Below are 22,066 nucleotides of genomic sequence, written 5' to 3'. Positions count from 1 at the left end.
AGGATCGGTCGTTCCGGTATCCGGTGGTACCGCGAACCCCTCAGGCGCGCGACGGCCGTGACGTCGCGAGGCGCCGCTGCTCCTCCTCGACGATCTGGCGGGCCAGGGTCTGTTCGGAGATGTCGACCGCGTCGGGGGTGGACTCGGCCAGGTCGCTGCGGCGGGCGTAGGTGTCGAAGAGCCCGGCCTTGCCGCGGAGGATGTCGAGCATGCGCTGGTCGACGCTGTCGGCCGTCAGGATGCGGTGCACCTGGACCTTGCGGACCTGTCCCATGCGGTGGGCGCGGGCCACGGCCTGGCTCTCCATGGTCGGCTTGACCTGGGGTTCGCAGATGATCACCACGGAGGCGGCCTGCAGGTTGACGCCGATCCCACCGGCCTGGATCTGGCTGAGCAGCACGGCGTGGCCGGGGGCCGCCGTGAACTCGTCGATGACCTGCTGGCGGCGGGCGGTGCCGAGGTCGCCCGAGATCGGCCCGTGGACCCGGCCGCCGGGGTCACCGGAGTCACCGGGTTCGCCGGGGGAACCGGGGGATCCCAGGGCGCCGGTGCCCCCGAGAGCCCTGTGGACGGCGGTCACGACGTCGCGGAAGTAGGAGAAGACCACGACCTTGAGATCGTTGCCCGCCGCCTCGTCGACGAGTTCCAGCAGCCGCTGGAGCTTGGCCGACGTCTCCGGCACGGCGTAGGCGGCGCGGCGCATCGCCATGAAGTTCCCGTCGGCCACGGCCTCCCGGTAGGCGGCGAGGTCCGCCGGGCTGAACTCCTCCCACTCGTCCACGTGGACGAGGTCGGGCAGCTCGGTGAGCACGTCCTCCTGGTTGCGGCGCAGGTAGACCGGGGCCACGGCCCTGCGGAAGGACTGTGCTCCCGCCGCCCCCGCGGCTCCCACCGCTCCCACCGCCGCGTCGCCGTTCCGGAGGCCGGGGATCAGGTCGGGTCTGAGGTAGCCGATCAGGTTGCGGAACTCCTCGACGCGGTTCTCCATCGGGGTCCCGGTCATGAAGAGCACCCGGTCGGTACGGCCGCACCACCGGGCGACGGCCTGGGACCGCCGGGCGGCCGGGTTCTTGACGTAGTGCGCCTCGTCGATCACGAGCATCCCGAGCGTGACGTCGCCGGGGACCTCCAGCCGGTGCAGGGTGTCGATGGTGGTCACCGCGACGCCGCCGGTGCGGATCCACTCCGCCAGGGCCGCGGCCCGGTCGCCGCCGCGCAGGGAGTAGGCCGGCAGCGTGCTGCGGGTCTCGACCTCGCGTACCCAGTTGAGCTGGACGCTGGCCGGGCAGGCCACCAGGAAGTGCCTCTCGCCGCACGCCCAGAGGTGCGCGAGGGCGGCGATGGCCTCGATGGTCTTGCCCAGGCCCATCTCGTCGCCCAGGATCACCCGGCGCTGGGCGAGGGCGAAGCGGGCGCCGAACGACTGGTAGCCGCGCAGGGAGACCCGGCGGTGGGTGTCGTCGAGGTCCTGGGCCTTGACCCGCGCGGAGATGTCGTCGGGCAGGAAGCCCTCCGAGGCGACGCGGTCGGGTTCCGTGGCCGCGATCTCGGCGAGCAGGTTGTAGTACTCGGACGCGCGGAGCTCGAAGTCGACCCACGCCTCGATGGCGGAGACCGGCGGGCGCAGCAGGTCCACGGAGGTCTGGCTGAAGAGCAGCGCCGTCTCGGACGCGTTCGCCTCCGCGATCACCTCCTCGATCCGCGCGACGGCCTCCCGCGCGCGGCGGCGACCTCTCTGGCCCGCGAGCAGCATCCGCAACCACCCGCGGGCGGGTTGCGCGGCGAGCAGGAGCGGGGTCAGCCTCTCCTCGATCCTCCGCGCGGCGCCACTCGCACGCGGCAGGTCGGGGCCGGCGTTCACCAGCCGGTTCAGCGCGATCAGCAGGGCCGTGGTCTCGTCGTCCTGCTCGTCGACGTCGATCCGCAGCGCCACCGTCTCCTCCACCGCCTTGGCGATCTGCCCGGCGGCGGCGTGCGCCTGTCTCGCGTTCCACACCCCGACCCCGGGGAGCAGCTGGAGCGCGTACGGCGTGGTGTCCAGGATGTCGAGGATCGTCTGGTATCCGGCCTGTTCGAGGGCTCTGATCCGCAGCCGCCCCACGGTGACGTCCTTCAGGCGCGTCAGGGGAATCGCTCCCAGCTCCTCGCGAGCCAGGCGCGTGCGTACGGAGGACAGCGCCCGCCGGGCCTCGGTGCGCGCCCGCGTGTCGTCGGCGAGCAGCGTGCGCGCGTGGGACTGGAGGCGACCCGCCCTCTGGAAAAGGGTCCTGACCTGCCTGGGGGTGGATGCCGGGTCTTCTCGCTCGACGTCGCCCAAGCTCTCGTCCTCCCGTCATGGCCCGATCCCGTCACGGCCCGCTCGCGGTAGTTCACCGTCGCCAACCAGTCGGCCGGTTGTCAACGACCGGCCGGACCGGACACGGCATCACAGCCCTGTGCCCGGTAACGAGCCGTTCATGGGTGCCGGGGCGGATCCGACGAACGGTCCGACTGGCCGGAGCCCCGGTCCCGCCGCCCGCCGAGCACGCGCCGGGACTGATTGTCGGTGCTCCCTGGCAGAATCCGCGTGCTTTTGAACACGAGCGGCCGAAGGTGAAGTGGGAGACATGTCAGAGATCTCAGCGATGTCAGCGCGGGGGAACGCACCGCTGGTACGGCTCGATCCGTGGGCGGAGACCGATCTCGACCTGCTGCGTCGCATCAACGCGCCGGAGATGACCGAACACCTGGGAGGCCCGGAGACCGAGGAGAAACTCCTCGATCGGCACCGACGGTATGTCGGCATCGACGGGGAGGGAACCGGCCAGATGTTCAGCGTCGTCCTGCTCCCTGAGCTCCAGCGGGTGGGCGTCATCGGATACTGGGAACGCGTCTGGCGGGACGAGACCGTGTACGAGACCGGCTGGGGCGTCCTGCCGGAGTTCCAGGGCAGGGGCATAGCGGTCGCGGCGGCCCTCGCCGTCGTCGCCAGGGCGAGGGCGGAGCGCGCGCACCGGTACCTTCACGCGTACCCGTCCGTCGACCACCCCGCGTCGAACGCGGTCTGCCGCAAGGCCGGGTTCCGGTTCGTCGCCGAGTGCGACTTCGAGTATCCGCTGGGAAACGCCATCCGGTGCAACGACTGGCGCGTGGATCTCACCGCGAATCCGTAATAGTGCACGTTGGGGGTTGAGTGTGCATTCCTGCGCAGAAGGAAGTGCCGGCCGTTTCTAGTGTTCGTGGTGTCCGAACGGCAACACCCCTCCACCACCGCACAGGAGCATGACGATGAGCACGACGCGCACCCTCCTCGCCGGAGCGGCCCTGGCCGCCTCCCTGCTCGCCGGCGTGGCCGCCGCCCCCGCCGCCTCCGCCTCCGCCGGGATCACCGCCACGGCCACGGCCACCACGCAGCAGGCACAGACCTCCGGCAAGCACTTCTTCGGCCCCTACTACTCCGGCTTCGGCCGCGGCGAGGACTTCGGCCACCGCTCCTCCTTCAAGGGCTACTGGACCAAGGACAACGGCCGCTACTGGTTCTACGGCGACCTGTTCGACCGCGACCGCGACCGCTCCTACAGCTACGTGTGGTTCAAGTGGCACGACCGCTTCGGCTCACACACCAAGGTCTTCAAGACCTTCGGCCACGGCGACATCGACCACTTCGGCGGCTTCAAGAAGAGCAACGGCTTCGACGACTTCAAGATCCGCGTCTGCGAGGGCACCGACAAGTTCGACGACTGCGGCCGCTGGGGCGACGCCTTCTAACCCGCCCCACCCCGCCCCACCACGTCACCGAACACCGTCACCACACTTCTTCACCGAACACCGACCCGATCGGTCTCCCACGCTCGAACACGGCCGGCTCCTCAGGGGGCCGGCTTCGTGCTGTGCGGGGCTCGCACCGTGTTTCGTACCGTGGCGGGGAACGGACTCCGGCCGCAGGTCCGGGACGACCGGGGACGAGGGCCTCGCGCACCGATCCGCCCGGTCCACGTCAGGGCACGATCTCCCGGTTCACGGCAGGGCGCGGTCACTCGGTCCCCACGTCAGGGCGCGGTCGTCCGGTTCATGTCAGGGCACGATCCGCCCGATCGACGTCAGGGCACGATCCGCCCGATCGACGTCAGGGCACGGTCACCCGGTCGACGAGCGATCGGGCCTCCTCGGGTGTCAGGTCGCCGCCGCGTTCGAAGGAGGACGTGAAGCCGTCCTCGCCCAGCGCGTCGCGCGTTCTCGCCGTGATCCTGTCGACGTCGCCGCGCTCGGCGGGCGCCAGGGGCATCGCCGTCGCCAGGCGGGCCGAGGCCGCCGCCCCCAGCAGCTGGGCGGCGTGGTCCTGCTCCCCGGCGAGGGACAGCGCCCCGGCCAGGCCCTCCAGGGCGCGGGCCATGTCACGGAAGGCGTCGAACTCACGGGCGGTGGTGAAGCTCTCCAGGTGCGTGGCCAGTGCCGTCGCGGCGTCGCCGCGTTCCTCGAAGACGAAACCGAGCTCGACCAGGATCATCGGCAGGTGCACGAGGTGGTCCGTCTCACCGTCCTCCCGCCTCGGGGTCCACCTCAGGACGTTGCGCAGGTGCGTCTCCGCGAGGTCGAGCGCGCCCTCCCTGCGGGCGGCGTAGGCGAGCACCGTCTCGGCGAAGACCTGCCCGGCCTGGTGGCCCTGCTCCGCGGCCAGCCGCGCCGCCCGTTCGCACCACTCCCGGGCCCGGATGTGGTCGCCGCGCTGCAGGGCGATCCAGCCGATCCAGGCGAGCCGTACGGCGACCTCGGGCCAGAGCCCGAGCTCCTCGGCCAGGTGCAGCCCGTCCCGGTGCAGCCGGTCGGCGCGCTCGTAGTCGCCGGTCATCTCCGCCAGCCCGCCGAGCCATTCCGTCGCCTGCAACTGGCCCCAGCGGTCACCGATAGCGCCGAACAGTTCCGACGCCCGCTCGCTGTCGCGTTCGAGTGCGGCCGGGTCAGCCCGGATGTGCGCGTGCTTGGCCCGGGTGACGAGAGCCGCGGCCGTCCCCCATTGGTCGTCGAGAAGGCCGAAGGCCGCCAGCGCCCCGTCCAGCAGTTTCTCGCTGGCCGCCGGATCACCGGCGCCCATCCCCGTGAAGGCCAGGAACCACTGGGCCCTGGCCCGCTCGCCCGGGTCGTCGATGTCCTCGTACAGCAGCATGGCCGCCCGGTCGGTGGTGTCACCGTGCAGGAACGCGATGCCAGCCTGCCAGGCGAGGGCTCTGGCGCGGAGCGCGGGAACGCGCGTGGTGTCCGGCACCCCGGCGGTGACGTCCGCGGTCTCGGTGATGCCCGTCGTCTTGGCGGTGACGCCTGCGGTCTCGGCGGTGAGGGCCAGTACCGAGGCCGAAGACCGCTTGGCCTCCGCCAGGCGGCCTCGCAGGAACCAGTACCAGGTCATCGCGTTCACCAGCCGGAGCCCGCCCTCCGGGTCCCGGCCCGCCACCGCGCCGTCGAGCGCGGCGCGGAGATTGGCGGTCTCCGCGTCGAGGCGGCGCAGCCACCGTCGCTGTTCGTGCCCGTACAGGTGCCGCTCGGCCTCCTCGGCGAGATCGGTGTAGTAGCGCCGGTGACGCCGCCGCAGCGACTCGAACTCGCCCGCCTCGTGGACGCGTTCGACGCAGTAGGCGGCCACCGACTCCAGGAGGCGGTAGCGGGGGCCGTCGGCTGTGTGGGTGACGGTGACCAGGGAACGGTCGACCAGGCGGGCCAGCAGGTCGAGCACGTCGGCGGCCGGAAGGTCGTCCGCGCCGCAGACGGCCTCGGCGGCGGGAAGGGTGCAGCCACCGGCGTGGACGGCGAGGCGGCGCAGGGCGAGGCGCTCGGGGCCGGTCAGGAGATCCCAGCTCCAGCCGATCATCGCGTGCAGCGTCCGCTGGCGGGGTGGTGCGCCGCGATGCCCGGTGGCGAGAAGACGGAAACGGTCGTCCAGGCGGGCCACGAGGCCGTGAACGCCCAGCGCGCGCACCCTGGTGGCGGCCAGTTCCAGGGCCAGCGGGATGCCGTCCAGGCGGCGGCAGAGCGTGGCGACCGCCGGGGCGGTGTCCGCGTCGAGGGCGAACTCACGGTTCGTCGCGCGTGCGCGGGCGACGAACAGCCTTACCGAGCCGGTCCGTTCCAGCGCGTCGAGGTCGGCGGCGGCGTCCGGCGTCTCCAGGGGCGGGACGTTCCAGACCACCTCACCGGTCAGGGCGAGGGGCTCCTGGCTGGTGGCGAGGACGCGCAGGCCGGGGACGGCTCGCAACAGGAGTTCCGTCAGTTCGGCGACGGGTTCGACGAGATGCTCGCAGTTGTCGAGCACCAGCAGCAGCCGCCGGGGGCGGAGCGCGCCGATCAGCCGGTCCACGGGCTCCCCGGGATCGGCGCCGTCGTGGATGTCCAGCACCGTCGTGACCGCGTCGATCAGCGATCCCGTCGTCGTCGCCAGGGCGCCCGCCCGGTCGAGCGCGGCCAGCTCCACCAGCCACACGCCGTCGGGGAAGGCGTCCGTCAGCCGCCACGCGGTTTCGACGGCGAGGCGGGTCTTGCCCACCCCTCCGGGACCGGTGAGGGTCACCAGGCGGTCGGCGCGCAGCAGGGCGTCGATCTCGGCGATCGCGTCCTCCCTGCCGACCAGGCCGGTGAGGGGCGCGGGCAGGTTCGTGGCGGGCCTGGCGGGGGGAGAGGCCGGTACGGCGGGCGGGTCGAGTGCCGGATCCTGGGCGAGGATCGCCCGGTGCAGGGCGATCAGTTCGGCGCCCGGGTCGAGGCCGAGTTCGTCGGCGAGGTGGACGCGGAGCTCCTCGTAGCTGTGGAGCGCCTCGGTCTGTCGTCCGGAACGGTAGAGGGCGCGCATGTGGGCGGCGCGCAGCCTTTCCCTGAGGGGGTGCCGGGCCAGCAGGTCGCCCAGCTCGGCCGCGAGCCGGGTGTGCTCGCCGAGGGCGAGGCGGGCCTCGGCGTGATCCTCGTGGGCGGTGAGCCGCTGCTCGTGCAGGTGGGCGATCACCGCCTGGGTGAAGGGCTCGTCGGTGAAGTCGGCCAGCGCGGGGCCGCGCCACAGGGCGAGTGCGTCGGCCAGCAGCGCCGCCCTGGCCCGAGGGTCGCCGGTCCGTCCCGCCTCGGCGGTCAGGGAGAGGAACCGCCGCGCGTCGACCGTGTCGGCTTCGACGCGCAGCACGTATCCCGGAGGGGGTGACACCACCAGCTTCCTGGCGCCGGGCTCGGCGTCCTCCAGGACCCGGCGCAGCTGCGAGACCTTGGCCGACAGCGCCCCCGCCGGGTTGCCCGGCAGATCCTCGCCCCACAGGTCGTCGACGAGCCGATCGGCGGGCACCGGGCGTCCCTCGTGGATGAGCAGGTCGGCCAGGAGGGCGCGAACCTTCAGCCCGGGGACCGTCACGGGCCTGCCGTCCGTCGTCCACACCGCCAGCGGTCCCAGCACCCCGAAACGCATGGACGCCACCATAACGCGACACGGCCCCGCGGAACGGGTTGTACGCGACGGCCGGGCGGTGGCCGGGCTTGAGTGCGGAAGCGTAAACAAGCCGTAAACCCCCTCCGGCAAGGTGGAGTACATCACGCCAGGCTCGGAGGCCAAGGAGGTCGGGGATGCCGATGACGCGGGACGGCGACCGGTTGCGAGTGGCGGTCATCGTCGGCAGCACCCGTAACGGCCGGTTCGGCCCCACGGTGGCGGCCTGGTTCGCGGGGCGGGCGCGCAGGCGGGCGGATCTGGAGATCGACGTGATCGATCTGGCCGACGCCGCCCTGCCGCAGACGCTCACGGACCAGGACGAGGCGCTGCCCGCGCCGGTGGTGGCGCTGGCGCCGCGCCTGGCGGGGGCCGACGCGTTCGTGGTGGTGACTCCCGAGTACAACCGGAGCTTCCCGGCTCCGCTCAAGAACGCCATCGACTGGTTCCACGAGGAGTGGCGGGCCAAGCCGGTCGCGGTCGTCTCCTACGGCAACGACTCCGGTGGCCTGTTCGCCGCCGCGCAGCTGCGCGAGGTCTTCGCCGAGCTGCACGCGGTGGCCATCCGTGACGGTGTCACGCTGCCCCGCTACTGGGAGCGGTTCGCCCCCGACGGCAGCTGGCCCCGGGCGAACGCGGAGTGCGACGCCACCGTCAAGACCACCCTGGACCAGCTGACGTGGTGGGCCCGCGCGCTGCGCGAGGCCAGAGCCAGCTACCCCTACGCCGTCTGAACACGAGGACATGCCGGGACCGGACCGCTCCCGGGAGCACCCCGAGACCGTCGGACCATCGCGCTCGGGCTGGCCGTGCTCGGGGCCACCGCGTTCGGGCCTATCACCTTCGGGACCGCCGTGCTCGGGGCCACCGCGTTCGGGCCTATCACCTTCGGGACCGCCGTGCTCGGGCCTACCGTGACTCGGCGGTCACCGGAGTCTCGTGGCGGAGTCCCGCGCCGGCCCCGCCGCGCCCGCGCAGGCCGGACGCGACGACGGCCGCCGCGACGACGGCCATCGCGAGGGGGATGACCAGGGCCGCGCGGAAGCCGTCGAGCTCGGTGAGGAGGGATCCGCCGGATCCGGTGGCGGCGACGTTCACGGCGGTCACCGCCGACAGGCCGAGCGCCGAGCCGAACTGGAAGGAGGTGTACAGCAGGCCGCCGGCGAGTCCCTGCTCCTCCTCGGCCACGCCGTCGGTCGCGGCGATGGTGAGCGGTCCGTACGCCAGGGAGAAGGCGAGACCGAGAATGACCATGCTCGGGAACATCGCCGCGTACGTCCAGTCGAGGCCGACCGGCAGGAACAGGGCGTAGGCCACGGCGGCGAGGCACAGCCCGCCGAAGATCACCCGGACGTTGCCGAAACGGTTCACCAGGCGCGGGGTGAGGGTCGGCGCCAGTACGGCGTCGATGCTGACCACCAGCAGCGCCAGGGCCGCCTGCAACGACGACCAGCCGCGCAGTTCCTGCAGGTAGAGCACGACGAGGAACTGGAACCCGAAGAAGGACCCCCCGAACAGCAGCGCGCCGAGGTTGGCCCGTACCAGCGGGCCCGAACGGAGGATGCCCAGGCGTACCAGCGGCGACGCCGACCGCCGCTCGATCGCCACGAAGGCGGCGAGCAACGCGACCCCGGCGGCGAGGGCCCCGGCCGTCCAGCCCCATCCCGCGGCGGGGTCCTCCAGGCTGACGACCGCGAACACCAGCACCATCATCGCCCCGGTCACGGTGACCGCTCCGGCCAGGTCGAAGCCCCGCGCGTGCCGGTGCGGGTGGTCGCCGTCCGGGATGAGGAGGAGCGCGGCGGCGAGGATCACGGAGGCCATGATCACCGGGGCGAAGAACACCCACCGCCAGCTGATCTCGGCCAGCAGGCCGCCGACGACGAGGCCGAGGGAGAAACCGGCCGCCGCCGTACCCGCGTAGACCAGGAGCGCCCGGTTGCGCCGCGGGCCCTCGGCGAAGTTCGTCGTGATGATCGACAGCCCGGCGGGTGCCATGAACGCGGCGGCCACCCCTGTCACGAAACGGGCGACGATGAGGATCCATCCCTCGGTCGCGAACCCGCCCAGGCCCGAGAAGAGGATGAAGACGCCGAGCCACACCAGGAACATCCGCCGCCTGCCCAGCAGGTCGGCGGCCCGCCCGCCCAGCAGCATGAAACCGCCGTAGCCGAGCACGTACGAACTCATCACCCAGCTCAGCGAACCGGTGGTCAGGTCCAGGTCGGAGCGGATCGACGGCAGGGCCACGTTCAGCATCGCCACGTCGATCCCCTCCAGGAAGATCGCGCCGCACAGCACGAGCAGCATGCCCCAGGCCCGCCCGCCCATGCGATCCGAGGGCGGGGACAGTGGTGTGGACACGAGACGACTCCTTGAAGGGGGCGGGAACCCCATGCGGTTCCCTCTTGTAAGTAGTCGCATCATGGGACACCATCGATGACCATGGAAGAAGGCACTTCGAAGTCACCGAGTTGCTGCCCGGATACCGACGACGCCTACGACGCGCGCCAGTGGGACACCCGGGAAGACTGCGAGGTCCGCCAGATCCTCGACCGGGTCGCGGACAAGTGGTCCCTGCTCGTCATCGCGCTCCTCGACAGCCGCACCCTGCGTTTCACCGAGCTGAGCCGCGAGATCGACGGCGTCAGCCAGCGCATGCTGACCGTCACCCTGCGCCATCTGGAGCGGGACGGCCTGGTGCGCCGCACCGTGCACCCCGTCGTGCCGCCCAGGGTCGACTACGAGCTCACGCCCCTCGGGGTGACCCTGCACGACACCATCCAGTCGCTCGTCACCTGGACGGAGCAGCACCAGAACGAGATCGCCGCCGCCCGCGCCGGCTACGACGCCCGCGCGGACACGGCACCGGTCGCGACAGGACCCGTCTCCCCGGCGAGGACCGGCCGCGACACCGCGCGGGCGGCGGCCGGGCCCGGCTCCGCGACGAGGGACGACAGCGAAGGCGACGGGGAAGACGACGCGCGGGCGGCGGGACACGGTGGCGTGCTGAAACGCGGTGGCACGGCGGAACGCGGTGGCACCGGGGGGCGCGGTGGCACGGGGGGACGCGAAGCGGTGGCGGTTCGCGGCGACGCGACCCCGCCCGCGACCCCGCCCGCAAACCCGCCCGCGACACCGCGACGTAACGAAACCCCGGCCCCAGGAACACCGCGTAACGAAATCCCGGTCGCGGAGGCGCTGCGTAACGAAACTCGGCCCCCGGTGCCGTTACGTGACGAAAGCCGAGGTGTGGCGTCGGCGCGTGAGGAGAGCCGTCCCGGCGCGCACCCCTCGCGGTGCGAGGTGTGCGGCGACCCGATCCGTGCCGCCCGCACCGGCCGTCCGGCCCGGTTCTGCGGCGCGGCGTGCCGCCAGAAGGCACACCGCCGCCGCTCCCGCGCCGCCCTCGAAACCTCGGGCTGACCGCCCCGGCCCTCCCGACCCCCCACCCCCACCTTGGCCCTTTCCCCGGTCCGGTCCCGACGTGACCCGGCGCCCTCGTCCCGGGCTTCCCGTACGCGGACGGTCGCGAGCCCGGACCGGGTGGCTCGGGGGGCCAGGGTGGTCCGGGCGAGACGGGTCTCGCAAGGGCGGGCAAAGGCATGTCCAAGCGATCCGTGTCGTGCCCCCCAACGGGTGCCGCAGCGTGTCTGCTGTCCAGCAGTAATGGCACTGCTTACCTGGAGGGTCGGAGATGAGGAAGTTGCTTCATGCCGGCGTGCTCGCGCTCGGCGTGCTCACAGCCGGATGCGGCGGCGCCGACGACGGGAGCACGACCGAGCCGATGGTCGCGGACCAGGTCAAGGCGTCGCCCACCTCGCCAGAAACCCCCACCTCGTCCTCACCGGCGACCAGGGCCAAGGTCGAGCTGGGTGAGACGAGGATCGGAAAGGTTCTGGTCGGAGAGGGAGGGCGCACGCTCTATCTCTTCAAGAAGGACAAGGACGGGAAGTCGTCGTGTTCCGACGCCTGCGCGCGGGCGTGGCCGCCGTACGTCACGGACGGGGCGCCCGAAGCGGGTGAGGGCGTCGACAAGAAACTGCTCGGTACCACCGAGCGAGACGACGGCACGACGCAGGTGACCTACAACCGTCATCCCCTCTACTACTACGCCAAGGACACCGAGGCCGGCGACATCAAGGGGCACGACGTCGACGGCTTCGGCGGCGAGTGGTACGCGGTCGGCGCGAACGGGAAGAAGGCGCGCGACTGAGTCGGTCCGGGAGGAAAGGGACGTGAATGAGCACGGACCCGGGAGGGACGTGAACGAGCGCGTCCGTGCGGCCGGGACCCCGGAGACCCGGGAGTGCGGGCCGGAGGCGGCGGGCACGGTGTGCCCGCCCGCGACGCGAGCGAGCCCACCGACGAGGCCGTGAAGCTCGCCCCGCCGGGGAACGAGAGGGTGTGGAACTCGCCCCGCCCGGGGCACGAAACGTGAAGGGCCCGCCGGGGCCCCGGCGGGCCCTTCACGTTCCTCGGATGCGCTCCACCGGTCGAAGCTCGCGGTCACGCCGCTCGAAGCTCACGGCCATGTCGGCCGGAGTTCGTGGTCACGCCGCTCGAAGTTCGTGGTCATGCCGGTTGAGGCTCACGGCCACGCCGCTCGAAGTCCGCGGCCACGCCGGTCGAAGCCCGTCGTCACCCCGTCAGGTGGACTCCCGGATGACCAGCTCCGTGGGCAGGATCGTCGACGAGACGGGGCCGCCGTCGATCTGGCGGAGAAGCAGGCGCACCGCCGCCCGCGCCTGGCCCTCCCGGGGCGTGCGCACCGTGGTGAGCGCTGGCACGGCGTAGGAGGCGGCCTCGATGTCGTCGAATCCCGCGATCGCGACGTCGTCCGGCACCCGTCGCCCCGACTCGCTCAACACCCGCAGGGCGCCGATCGCCATCAGGTCACCGGCCACGAAGACCGCGTCGAGCGCCGGGTCGTCGCGCAGGAGCTGGCGCATCGCGTCCGCGCCCGAGGCGAGGGTGAGGTCGCCGACGGCGATGATCGACCGGTGCCCGGTGTCGCGCAGGGCCTCGCGGTACCCCTTGAGCCGGTCCTGCGCGGCGACCATGTCCGGAGGCCCGGCGATCGCGGCGATCCGCCGTCGGCCCCCGGCGAGCAGGTGCTCGACCGCCGAGGTGGCGCCGCCCACGTTGTCGACGTCGGCGTACGCGGCGTGCGTCGCCACCGTGGGCCTGCCCAACGACACGACGGGGATGCCCGTACGGGCCAGCGCGGCGGGCAGCGGGTCGGTGCCCTGCGCGGACACGAGCACCACTCCGTCCACGTGTCCCGAGGCGGCGTACTGCTCCACCCGGAGCCGTCCGGCCGTCGAGTCGGCGAGCATGAGGGTGACGCGCTTGCCCGCCTCCTCCAGCTCCCGGGTGGCCGAGCGGACGGTCGCCGAGAACAGCGGGTCGTCGGAGCGGGCCCCGACGGGGGAGCCGGAGACGACCAGCGCGATCGAGTCGGTGCGCCGGGTCACCAGGCTGCGGGCCGCCGAGTTGGGGACGTAGCCCAGCTCGTTGACGGCGTGCATGACGATCGCGCGGAACTCGTCGCTGACCGTGCCCTCACCGTTGATCACCCGGGAGACGGTGGACCTCGACACACCCGCGCGGGCGGCGACCGCCTCCAGGGTGGGGCGCTTGGCGCGCTCGCGGTGCAGCCCGTTGTGCCGGATCACCTCGCGGTACCACAGCGCGCTGTCCTTGGGCAGCCGTCGCTGCGTCTCGAAGTCGACGTGCACGATCCCGAAGCGCTTGTGATAGCCCTCGGCCCACTCGAAGTTGTCCAGCAGCGACCAGACCAGGAAGCCGCGCAGGTCGGCCCCGGCCTCGATCGCGGCGTGCGCGGCCCTCAGGTGGCCCTCGAAGAAGGCGGTCCTGTCGGCGTCGTGCACGCGGTCGCCCGCCACCACGTCGTCGAACGCGGCGCCGTTCTCGGTGACGAGCAGGCCGACCTCGGGGTAGTCGCGCGAGAGCCGCGTGAGCAGCTGGGAGAGCCCGGTCGGCACGATCGCCCAGCCCATCGCCGTCGTCGGGGCGTGGGTGCCGCTGAACTGGATGCCCTCGCTGCCGGGGTAGGCGGCGTTGGCGGGCTCGCCGGGCTCGGACCGTACGACGCAGGGGGTGTAGTAGTTGATCCCGAGCAGGTCGACGGGCTGGTTGATCGTTTCGAGGTCGCCGTCGTGGATGTGGTCGATCCCGCCCATGCGCTCCATGATGGCGAGCACCGGGTCGGGATGCTTCCCGCGCAGGGCCGGGTCGAGGAACTGCCGGTTGATGAGGCAGTCGATCCGGTTCACCGCCTCGGCGTCCTCGGCGGACGGGACGAGGTCGGGGTCGCTCACCTGGCCGGGGGTCATCACCGGCGTGAGGTTCAGGGTGAGGGCGATCTCACCGGCGCCCGCGTCGCGCAGCACCTGGGCACCCAGGCCGTGGGCCAGCAGGAGGTGGTGGGAGGCGCGGAAGGCCTCCGCCGCCGAGGCGCGGCCCGGCGCGTGGATGCCGATGCCGTACCCCAGCACGGCGGCCACCCACGGCTCGTTGATGGTCATCCACGTCCCGACGCGGTCGCCGAGCCGGTCGTGCACGACGCGTGTGAAGTCGGCGAAGCGGTAGGCCGTGTCGCGGTTGGTCCACCCGCCCAGGTCCTCCAGCGCCTGGGGGAGGTCCCAGTGGTAGAGCGTCACGTAGGGCGCGATGTCGGCCGCCAGCAGCTCGTCCACCAGCCGGTCGTAGAAGTCGAGCCCGGCGGCGACGGCGGGCCCCGAGCCCGACGGCTGGATCCTGGGCCACGCCACCGAGAACCGGTAGGCCCCGAGGCCCAGATCCGCCATCATCCGGACGTCTTCGGCGTAACGGTGGTAGTGGTCGCAGGCCACGTCGCCGGTGTGGCCGTCGTTGGTCCTGCCCGGCGTGTGGGAGAACGTGTCCCAGATCGACGGGCCCCGCCCCCCGTCTCGCACGGCGCCCTCGATCTGGTACGCGGCGGTGGCGGCCCCCCAGACGAAGCCCTCGGGAAAGGCCAGGGTCTCGCCCCGGGCCGAGATGGTCGTTGCGGTCATCCTTCGAAAACCCCCGTTGGTTCTCGCGACTTGCCAGGACGCGCGGAGCGGTGGCGGGGGCGCCGCCGTCCCCGCCCGTGGAAGTCTGCTACCGACATCATGGGACGGTGGCGGCCCGGCGTCGAGAGGGTTTCCCGACCCGCGTGGGCACGCTCCCACCTCGCCCGCGCTCATAGTCGACGACACAGTAACCGATGCCGCCGACAGCGGGGACGGGGAGCCGGTCGCCCTCCGCCCCGCCGACGAGTGTCAGGCGCCGGGCAGTTTCAGCATGCGGTCGATCAGCTGGCGGTGATGGGCCAGGAAGCGTTGCCGCGCTCGCGGGTCGGTGGAGACGGAGTGTGCCTCGGCGATCGCCTGCCCGTGCAGGAACCCGTACACGCTCCAGATCAGTGTGAGCACCAGCATGCCCAGGTCCACCTGGTCGTCGATCAGTCCCGCCCTGGCCGCGGAGCGCATCGCGTCGCGGGTGTCGTTGATGAGGGAGACCGAGTATGTCTGCTCCAGGTCGGGGAGGTCGGCGGCGTCGCCGAGCCAGCGGTGTATCCACAGCGCGGGGATCTGCGGGTTGCCGAGGCAGAACTCCAGGTAACGCTCGGAGAGGTCGTACATGACGGCGGCGAACGCGTCGGGGTCGGCGGCGGGGAGCGGGCTGAGCGCGTCCTCCACGACGGCCCGTTCCGCCTGGCCGGCGTGGTCGATGACGGCGAGGTAGAGATCGTGTTTGTCGCCGAACCGTTGTTGCACCCACGCCAGGTCCTGCCCGGCCGCCTCCGCTATCGCCTGCAGTGACGTGCCGTCATGACCGAACGCCGCGAAGAGCCGCGTCGCGATGTCGATGACCGCTTGGCTCTGCGGGTCGTCGGCGGAAATCATGACTCGATTCAAGTCCCCCGCACGGGTGGAGACGCCCTGATGTTGGTTTTGACCTGGTCAAACCTGTGTGCGCGATGTTCCGTCCCATCCGCCCGGCGGGGGGAGGCGTGTCCGGGGGCTCACAGGACGGGACGCCACGGGTCACAGGATGGGAGACCGCGGCTCAGAAGGGAAGGACGCTCAGCCGGCCCTCTCCGGTCAGGGTGGTGATCCGCCGCGGGGCGGCCGGGTCGCGCCGTACCTCGACGACCGCGCTCCCGGTGTTGGTCCGCACGTTGTAGCCCTCCTCGTACTGCTCGCCGTCCGGCACCCTGACCGTCACGTCCCCCGCCGTCTTCACCACGGCGCTGACGTCGCCCGGCGGGACCAGGAACCTCAGGTCGACGTCTCCGCTGCCGGTCTCGATGTCGGCCCCGGCGGACCTGAGGCCGGTGCCGATCACGCTCCCCATCTGCGCCCGCACCCGCAGCGCGCCTCCCGTACCGTCCACGATCACGTCGCCCGCGGCGGTGGAGAGGTTCAGGTCGCCCTGGATCCCGCTCACCGAGACGGTTCCGAAGCGGTGGGACGAGGCCTCGACGTCGGTGGCCGCGGGCACGCTCAGGATGTAGTCGGCCTGGCAGTCAGGGCCGCCGGGACGGTCGCCGCCGGGGCAGTGGACGTCGAGCGTGAGCGTCCGCCCGTCCCACTCCTCGGTGACCTTGGGCCGGTCCCGGGTCCAGAGGAGCGCGCGCTCCAGGCCCAGCCGCTTCGCCGCGCCCGGCACGACCGAGACGTTGACGCGGGTCGTGGTCTCCACCACGATCCGCGGCGAGGTGAACGCCCGGGACTGCAGCGTGGTCTCGAAGCTCGGGCGGACCGCCGTGATCTCGGCCCACGACGCCAGGGCGGTGAAGGCCACGGTGAGCGCGGTGAGCGTCCCCCCGGCGACCAGCCAGGCGGTTCGGGCGTTGTTTCGTGTCGGCATCTCAAACCTTCAGGAATCGCAGGACGGCGAGTACCCGGCGGTGGTCCTTGTCGGCGCCGGAGAGGTCGAGCTTGGTGAAGATGTTGTTGATGTGCTTGCCGACCGCGCTCTCGGACACCACCAGGGCCTCGGCGATCCCGGTGTTGGAGCGGCCCTCCGCGATCAGCGCGAGCACCTCGTGCTCCCGGCGGGTCAGCCGGTCCAGCGGGTCGCTGTGCCGGCGCAGCAGCAGCTGGGCGACCACCTCGGGATCCAGCGCGGTGCCCCCGGCGGCGATCCGGCGCAGCGCGTCGAGAAACTCCTCGACGTCGGCCACCCGGTCCTTGAGCAGGTAGCCGATCCCGCTGGTCGCGGTGGACAGCAGCTGGGTGGCGTAGCGCTCCTCGACGTACTGGGAGAGCACGAGGATCGCGAGCGTCGGCCGCTGGCGGCGCAGGACGAGCGCGGCGCGCAGGCCCTCGTCGGTGTGCGAGGGGGGCATCCGCACGTCGGTGACGACGAGGTCGGGGACGTGCTCGTCCACGGCGCGCAGCAGCCCCTCCGCGTCGGACACGGCGGCCACGACCTCGATGCCCGCCGAGCCGAGCAGGCGGACGAGCCCCTCTCGCAGCAGTACGGAGTCCTCGGCGAGCACTACGCGCACGGTAGCTCCACTCTGATCGTCGTCGGCCCGCCGAGCGGGCTGTCGACGTACAGGATGCCGTCCACGGAGCCGACCCGGCGGGACAGGCCGCGCAGGCCGGTTCCCCGGTCCGGGTCCGCGCCGCCCTTGCCGTCGTCGCTGACGGCCACGTGGAGGCGGTCGCCGAAGCGGTCGACGACGACCTCGGCGCCGGACGCCCCCGCGTGCTTGGTGATGTTGGTCAGCGCCTCGGACACGACGAAGAACGCCACCGCCTCGACCGTGGGGGAGACCCGCTCGGAGATGTCGACGCTCAGCCGTACGGGGAACGGGGCCCGCGCGGCCAGGCCGGACAGCGCCGCGTCCAGGCCCTGGTCGTTGAGTACGGCCGGGTGCAGCCCCCGGACGAAGTCGCGCAGCTCCTTCAGGGCCTGCTTGGCCTCCTCGTGCGCCTGGACGATCACCTCGCGGGCGGGCTCCGGCAGGTCGGTGAGGGTGGCGCGGGCCATGCCCAGGTTCATCGCCAGCGACACCAGCCGCTGCTGGGTGCCGTCGTGCAGGTCCCGCTCGATGCGGCGGCGCTCGGCGTCCGCGGCGTCGACCACCTCGGTACGGCTCTCCCGCAGCGTCTCCACCCGCTGGGCCAGCTGGTCGCTCAGGCTGGGGCCGAGCAGGGCCTCGGCGGCGATCACGTCCAGCACCGCGAACCCGCGCGCCACCCACGGCCCCGCGACGAGCAGGGCCCCCGAGACGAGGACGAACGCCAGGCTCGGCCAGGTCTCCTCCATCGCCCAGTACCGTACGGCGAGCCCGGCGGTGACCAGGCCGCCCGCCCACGCCCCGACGACCGAGGCGGCGCCGATGCCGCTGATCAGCGGGGCGAGCAGGTGGTACCCGAGCCGGCGCCAGGTGCTCCGCGTCCTGGCCTCCTGGAGCAGCCGCCTGAACGGGTTCATGCTCAGGGGACGGCGCGGGACCGGGAGGATGTCCACGTCGAGGAAGGCGGCGAACCGCGACCGCTGCACCCGGGTGAGCAGCCGGACGACCACGAAGAACAGCAGCAGCGCCACCACGGGGACCACCACGGTCCACACCAGCACCACCGACACCGTCACCAGCGCCCCGATCACCGCCGTGCCCAGCAGGGCGATCGGCACGCCCGTCACCAGGTGCGCGGTGCGGAGCCAGGCCCGCGTGGACCAGTGGGCGCTGATCCTCTCCCAGGGGGTGGTCATCTCGGTGCCGGTCATGGAATCCACCGTAGGGACCGTGGCGGCCGGGACACAGGGGCGAGGTATCCCGGAAAAAGGTGGGGAAAACCCCACCCCCGGACCCTCGCCGAGGTCCGTCGCAGGCACCTCCTGCCTTCGCGGCCGTACGGCCCGCCCGCTTCCTGGGTATTTCTGGGGTAAAGGAATTATTTGTCGGCTTCACCTACCCTTGAGAAATGGGCCCCCGCGAGCATGTCGAACGGCATGGCGCGGAACGGGCGACGAACCGGTCGCCTCCCGGCCGATCCGGTCCCCGGCCCTCCCAGTCCTCCGGCCTCCTCGCACCTCCCGGCCCTCCCAGTCCTCCCAGTCCTCCCGGCCTTCCCAGCCTTTCCGGTCCCCTGTGCTTCCTATGCTTCCTATGCTTCCTGTGATTCCCGCCCTCCCCGGCACCGCCGATCCCGCCCGGCTTCTCGCCGACGACCCGATGTCCGAGCCCCTGACCTACCCGGGCCGTCTCCCCTCGGGAGCCGGGCTGCTGGCCGACGACCGTTTCCTGCCGATGTCCGAGGAGGCCGGTGCCCTCGGCGGCGGGCGGGTCCGGTCGGGGGACCGGGTCGTGCGGCTCGCCGACCACCTCGGGAGCCTCGGCGCGGGGCCGATGGAGGCCCGCCACCCGGTGGTCGCGGTGGGGTCCAACGCCGCGCCGGGCCAGCTGCACCGCAAGTTCACCGCCGCCGGGATCCGGCCCGTCGTCCCGCTCACCCCGGCCACCGTGCGCGGCGTCGCCCCGGGGGTGTCGGCGCACGTCAGCCGGAACGCCTACCTGCCCGCCGCGCCCATCAGGGTGGCGGGGGCGTCGCCCCTGTTCGTCGTGTGGGTGGACGACGCCCAGCTCGCCGCGCTGGACGCGACCGAGCCGAACTACCTCCGGCTCCCGCTGCCCCCGGGTTCCTTCCCGGTGACCCTCTCCTCGGGGGAGGTCCTTCCGTCGTGCCACGTCTACGCGGGCAGGCACGGATGCCTGGTGGACGAGGAGGGCGAGCCGCTGCGGCTCGCTCCCCAGCCGGAGCTGATCGGGCACCTGCTGGCGCGCTCCGCGAACCTGCGGCGCCTGTTCGGGCGGACACCGGAGGAGTTCGTGACGAGGGCGAGGCGGAACGACGGGACGCGGGAGGCGGTCCACGCGCTGTTCCGGAGCGACGGGCTCGCCGACCCGGAAGCCGGGCTCGCCGGAGAACTGTCAGGCTCCCCGAACCGGGAGCGGTACCGGAACTCCTGATCGGAGGGCACGTCGGACCGCTTCGGCGTCACCGGGAGAACCGGCGGGACGTCGCGCTCAACGACTCCCATTGTCGAGAACCCACACCCCGAGGGCCGACTAAGCGGATTCCAGCATGCACTGTCCCGATTTGATCACGAAGCGTGATCAAATTACGCATTGTTGAGAGAATGCCGATATGTGGTCGGCGGGTAGTGGCGCGGCGCGGCGACGGCTGGTTTTTGCGGCTGTGGTCGGCGCCGGGTTGGTACTGGGGACGGGATTCGCGCTACGCGCCGGTGGCTGGAGCGACGCGGCGGACGTGGTTCAGGTGATCTCCGGGGCACCGCTGCTGGTCGCTCTGGCCGCGTGGGCCGCCCGAGGTCGCCAGGCTCCGGCTGAGCGGTGGACCGAGCTGGGTGAACTCTTGGAGATCATCGCCGAGGCCGACGGGCTGACGCGGGAACGACTGCGTAGGGAACTGCCCGATTGGGAGGAGGAGGCGATCACCGCCTACCTCCAGGGGAGCCGCCGCCCGGAATGGGCGTTCATCACCGCGTTCATCGCTTTGATAGCCCAAGGCGATGACTGGCGGTTGGAGGTTCTGGAGCGAAGGATCCGCCCGGTGTGGGAAGCCGGTGATACCGATGGACAAGGGGCGGCCGACAGCCGGGAATGGGCGGGGGCGTTGGCCGAAGCGGTGCGAGCCCGCCGGGTGCTGGGTCAGGTGTACGCGTCGATGGACCGCTACAAACACCTGGGTGAGGGTCTTGCCGAGATGCTGGCCCGGTTGACCGAGGCGGTGACCGCCCTGTCGGCCAGACGCCAGACCCTCCGCCAGGAACTGGCCGCGCGGCGCAACGAACCCCAGCCGGATTGGGCCGTGTTGGAGGCCGAGGTCGGCCGGTTGACCAGCCGCCTCGCCGAGGCCGAGGAGCGCCTGCGAGCGACCGAGCGGCTCCACGAGCAGACCAGCGCCCGCCTGGCCGAATCCGAACGCCGGCGCCACCAGGTCGAGGAACTGCAGGTCACCGCGCGATCCCAGGCCCAGCAGGCTTTCGTACGCCTGGCTGCCCTGGACAGTCGCCCGGCCCTGCCCGCGTCCGCTCCGGCCGCGCTCCCGCAACAGTTCGGGCCGCTGCTCACCCCGATGAACGACACCGACCAGGAGGCGGCGCGGGAGGTTCTGCGCCAGATCGACCAGGTGTTGGACACCGAGGCCGCCACCTTGATCCGCCTGCACGACTCCCTGACCACCCGTACCGACATCCCCGTTCAAAAGAACGAACCCAGCCAGGAGGGTGAACCCAGGCAGGAGGGTGAACCCGGCCAGAAAGGTGAACCCACAACCGCTTCCCCCGACGATCAGGCCACACCTGACATCGGCCGGCGGACCAGGCCGCCGAAGCGACCCAAGCCGCGGGTCACCCGGCGGTCCCGGAGATCTCGGCTGGTCCGGCGCACTGTTCTGATCTTCCTGTTTGCGGTCGTGGCCGCATGGGTGGTCTTCGTTGTGATCATTCCTCTCACCCAACCCTCCGGCATGCCTTCCACAGCGCCTTCCAGTGATGCCCCCGGTTTCGGCCATGAGGTGGCGGTGGCGGTGGGCACGTTGAGCGGCAAGACCGTCGCGGTGGCCAACGACGACGGGGTGCCGCAGGTGTGGGACCTGGCCACAAGGGAACCTGTCGGTGAGCTCTCCACCGACGACCTCGGTGTCGTCAGTGCGATAGCGGTGGGGACGTTGGGCGGCAAGACCATCGCGGTGTCCGGTGGCGAAGACGGGTGGCTGCAGGTGTGGGACCTGGCCACACGGAAACCTGTCGGGGAGCCTTTTGAAGGCCACGACGGTCCCGTCAATGTGCTGGCGGTAGGGACGTTGAGGGACAAGACCATCGCGGTGTCCGGTGGCGAAGACGGGAAGCTGCGGGTGTGGGACCTGGTCACCGGTGAGCCGGTCGGCAACCCCCTCCCCGACCACACCGATTCTGTCTATGCGGTGACGGTGGGCACGTTGGACGGCAAGACCATCGCGGTGTCCGGCGATGACAATGCGATGCGGGTGTGGGACCTGGCCGCGGGGAAACTCATCGGTCAGCCCCTCACCGGCCATGACGGTTCCGTTGACGATGTGGCGGTGGGGACGTTGGACGGCAAGACCATCGCGGTGTCCGTCGACGACGGCAAGACGCTGCGGGTGTGGGACCTGGCCGCCGGTAAAACGATCGGCGAGCCCCTCACCGGCCATGAGGGTCCCGTCTACGCGGTGGCGGTGGGGACCTTGAAGGACATGACCATCGCGGTGTCCGGTAGCGAAGACGGGACGTTGCGGGTGTGGGACCTGGCCACCGGTAAACCGGTCGGTAAGGTCTTCACCGACCACGTCGGCACCGTCTACGCGGTGGCGGTGGGGACTTTGAAGGACAAGACCATCGCGGTGTCCGTCGACGAGGAGACGCTGCGGGTTTGGGACCTGGAGTCGCCGTAGTCCGCGGAGCCGGTGTCCGCGCCGCCTCGCGTTCCCCTCGCGCGCTTTTGCGCCGCGAGGCCATATTTCCATTCTCGATGACCTTGCGTAACTTCATGCGATCCAGAGATAACCCCAATGGGGGTAGTCATGGGTTATAAATGGAGGC

General features: G+C 71.7%; 15 protein-coding genes and 1 pseudogene. 7 read left to right on the top strand and 9 right to left on the bottom strand.

All coding sequences use genetic code 11. The features are described from left to right. Positions 1 to 40: 40 nt before the first annotated feature. Positions 41 to 2,317, bottom strand: a complete 2,277-nt coding sequence (locus ACFFRH_RS06455; RefSeq protein ID WP_344745834.1) for a DEAD/DEAH box helicase — start codon at positions 2,315 to 2,317, stop codon at positions 41 to 43. 289 nt (positions 2,318 to 2,606) lie between these two features. On the opposite strand from ACFFRH_RS06455, the gene ACFFRH_RS06450 reads away from it, so the two are divergent. Beyond that, on the top strand, positions 2,607 to 3,152 hold the full coding sequence (locus tag ACFFRH_RS06450; protein ID WP_344745833.1) for a GNAT family N-acetyltransferase: 546 nt from the start codon (positions 2,607 to 2,609) through the stop codon (positions 3,150 to 3,152). A gap of 115 nt (positions 3,153 to 3,267) precedes the next feature. After that, positions 3,268 to 3,747: a hypothetical protein gene (locus ACFFRH_RS06445; protein WP_344745832.1), complete on the top strand. Its 480-nt coding sequence runs from the start codon at positions 3,268 to 3,270 to the stop codon at positions 3,745 to 3,747. Positions 3,748 to 4,105: 358 nt separating this feature from the next. On the opposite strand, the gene ACFFRH_RS06440 is transcribed toward ACFFRH_RS06445, so the two are convergent. Beyond that, positions 4,106 to 7,414: an AfsR/SARP family transcriptional regulator gene (locus tag ACFFRH_RS06440; RefSeq protein ID WP_386154947.1), complete on the bottom strand. Its 3,309-nt coding sequence runs from the start codon at positions 7,412 to 7,414 to the stop codon at positions 4,106 to 4,108. A gap of 155 nt (positions 7,415 to 7,569) precedes the next feature. Here ACFFRH_RS06440 and ACFFRH_RS06435 point away from each other — a divergent pair, with 155 nt between their 5' ends. After that, a complete protein-coding gene (locus tag ACFFRH_RS06435; RefSeq protein WP_386154944.1) occupies positions 7,570 to 8,166 on the top strand; it encodes an NADPH-dependent FMN reductase in 597 nt (198 codons plus the stop codon). A 175-nt stretch (positions 8,167 to 8,341) separates the two neighbouring features. On the opposite strand, the gene ACFFRH_RS06430 is transcribed toward ACFFRH_RS06435, so the two are convergent. After that, a complete protein-coding gene (locus ACFFRH_RS06430; protein ID WP_386154941.1) occupies positions 8,342 to 9,796 on the bottom strand; it encodes an MFS transporter in 1,455 nt (484 codons plus the stop codon). 81 nt (positions 9,797 to 9,877) lie between these two features. Here ACFFRH_RS06430 and ACFFRH_RS06425 point away from each other — a divergent pair, with 81 nt between their 5' ends. Next, the gene (locus ACFFRH_RS06425) at positions 9,878 to 10,858 is read left to right on the top strand and encodes a winged helix-turn-helix transcriptional regulator (protein WP_386154938.1); all 981 of its coding nucleotides are present in this window, start codon (positions 9,878 to 9,880) and stop codon (positions 10,856 to 10,858) included. 271 nt (positions 10,859 to 11,129) lie between these two features. Then, positions 11,130 to 11,648, top strand: coding sequence for a COG4315 family predicted lipoprotein (locus ACFFRH_RS06420; protein WP_344745827.1), 519 nt, complete (start codon positions 11,130 to 11,132; stop codon positions 11,646 to 11,648). A gap of 433 nt (positions 11,649 to 12,081) precedes the next feature. Here ACFFRH_RS06420 and ACFFRH_RS06415 read toward each other — a convergent pair whose 3' ends face one another. From ACFFRH_RS06415 to ACFFRH_RS06390, 6 genes and pseudogenes are all read right to left on the bottom strand, one after another. Next, entirely contained in the window at positions 12,082 to 13,110 is a 1,029-nt protein-coding gene (locus ACFFRH_RS06415) for a LacI family DNA-binding transcriptional regulator (protein WP_386155087.1), read from the bottom strand. Next, positions 13,090 to 14,493: pseudogene (locus ACFFRH_RS06410) on the bottom strand (GH1 family beta-glucosidase); the annotation flags it as partial. The pseudogene ACFFRH_RS06410 and the gene ACFFRH_RS06415, both read right to left, overlap by 21 nt. Before the next feature lie 249 nt (positions 14,494 to 14,742). Then, the gene (locus tag ACFFRH_RS06405) at positions 14,743 to 15,369 is read right to left on the bottom strand and encodes a TetR/AcrR family transcriptional regulator (protein WP_344745824.1); all 627 of its coding nucleotides are present in this window, start codon (positions 15,367 to 15,369) and stop codon (positions 14,743 to 14,745) included. Between the two features lie 163 nt (positions 15,370 to 15,532). Next, a complete protein-coding gene (locus ACFFRH_RS06400) occupies positions 15,533 to 16,336 on the bottom strand; it encodes a DUF4097 family beta strand repeat-containing protein (RefSeq protein WP_386154934.1) in 804 nt (267 codons plus the stop codon). Position 16,337: 1 nt separating this feature from the next. Further along, positions 16,338 to 16,979 carry a response regulator transcription factor gene (locus ACFFRH_RS06395; protein ID WP_362689643.1) on the bottom strand — a complete coding sequence of 214 codons (642 nt, stop codon included), beginning with the start codon at positions 16,977 to 16,979 and terminating at the stop codon, positions 16,338 to 16,340. Continuing rightward, entirely contained in the window at positions 16,970 to 18,208 is a 1,239-nt protein-coding gene (locus tag ACFFRH_RS06390; RefSeq protein ID WP_386154931.1) for a sensor histidine kinase, read from the bottom strand. The genes ACFFRH_RS06395 and ACFFRH_RS06390 overlap by 10 nt, the downstream gene beginning before the upstream one ends. A gap of 382 nt (positions 18,209 to 18,590) precedes the next feature. Between ACFFRH_RS06390 and ACFFRH_RS06385 the strand changes: the two genes are divergently transcribed. Both ACFFRH_RS06385 and ACFFRH_RS06380 read left to right on the top strand, forming a co-directional pair. Beyond that, positions 18,591 to 19,451 carry a hypothetical protein gene (locus ACFFRH_RS06385; protein WP_344745822.1) on the top strand — a complete coding sequence of 287 codons (861 nt, stop codon included), beginning with the start codon at positions 18,591 to 18,593 and terminating at the stop codon, positions 19,449 to 19,451. Positions 19,452 to 19,629: 178 nt separating this feature from the next. Further along, positions 19,630 to 21,918, top strand: a complete 2,289-nt coding sequence (locus ACFFRH_RS06380) for a WD40 repeat domain-containing protein (protein ID WP_344745821.1) — start codon at positions 19,630 to 19,632, stop codon at positions 21,916 to 21,918. The last annotated feature ends 148 nt before the right edge of the window (positions 21,919 to 22,066 follow it).

It is taken from the genome of Streptosporangium vulgare (assembly GCF_042428775.1).
Taxonomy (GTDB): Bacteria; Actinomycetota; Actinomycetes; order Streptosporangiales; family Streptosporangiaceae; genus Streptosporangium; species Streptosporangium vulgare.
This window is presented reverse-complemented; position numbering and strand designations above follow the sequence as displayed.

What these genes read in the sequence shown, in the direction of transcription:
- ACFFRH_RS06445 (WP_344745832.1), top strand. Translation starts at nt 3,268, where the DNA reads ATGAGCACGACGCGCACCCTCCTCGCCGGAGCGGCCCTGGCCGCCTCC.
- ACFFRH_RS06390 (WP_386154931.1), bottom strand. Translation starts at nt 18,208, where the DNA reads ATGACCGGCACCGAGATGACCACCCCCTGGGAGAGGATCAGCGCCCAC.
- ACFFRH_RS06385 (WP_344745822.1), top strand. Translation starts at nt 18,591, where the DNA reads ATGCTTCCTGTGATTCCCGCCCTCCCCGGCACCGCCGATCCCGCCCGG.
- ACFFRH_RS06405 (WP_344745824.1), bottom strand. Translation starts at nt 15,369, where the DNA reads ATGATTTCCGCCGACGACCCGCAGAGCCAAGCGGTCATCGACATCGCG.
- ACFFRH_RS06435 (WP_386154944.1), top strand. Translation starts at nt 7,570, where the DNA reads ATGCCGATGACGCGGGACGGCGACCGGTTGCGAGTGGCGGTCATCGTC.
- ACFFRH_RS06400 (WP_386154934.1), bottom strand. Translation starts at nt 16,336, where the DNA reads ATGCCGACACGAAACAACGCCCGAACCGCCTGGCTGGTCGCCGGGGGG.
- ACFFRH_RS06380 (WP_344745821.1), top strand. Translation starts at nt 19,630, where the DNA reads ATGTGGTCGGCGGGTAGTGGCGCGGCGCGGCGACGGCTGGTTTTTGCG.
- ACFFRH_RS06420 (WP_344745827.1), top strand. Translation starts at nt 11,130, where the DNA reads ATGAGGAAGTTGCTTCATGCCGGCGTGCTCGCGCTCGGCGTGCTCACA.
- ACFFRH_RS06440 (WP_386154947.1), bottom strand. Translation starts at nt 7,414, where the DNA reads ATGCGTTTCGGGGTGCTGGGACCGCTGGCGGTGTGGACGACGGACGGC.
- ACFFRH_RS06425 (WP_386154938.1), top strand. Translation starts at nt 9,878, where the DNA reads ATGGAAGAAGGCACTTCGAAGTCACCGAGTTGCTGCCCGGATACCGAC.
- ACFFRH_RS06450 (WP_344745833.1), top strand. Translation starts at nt 2,607, where the DNA reads ATGTCAGAGATCTCAGCGATGTCAGCGCGGGGGAACGCACCGCTGGTA.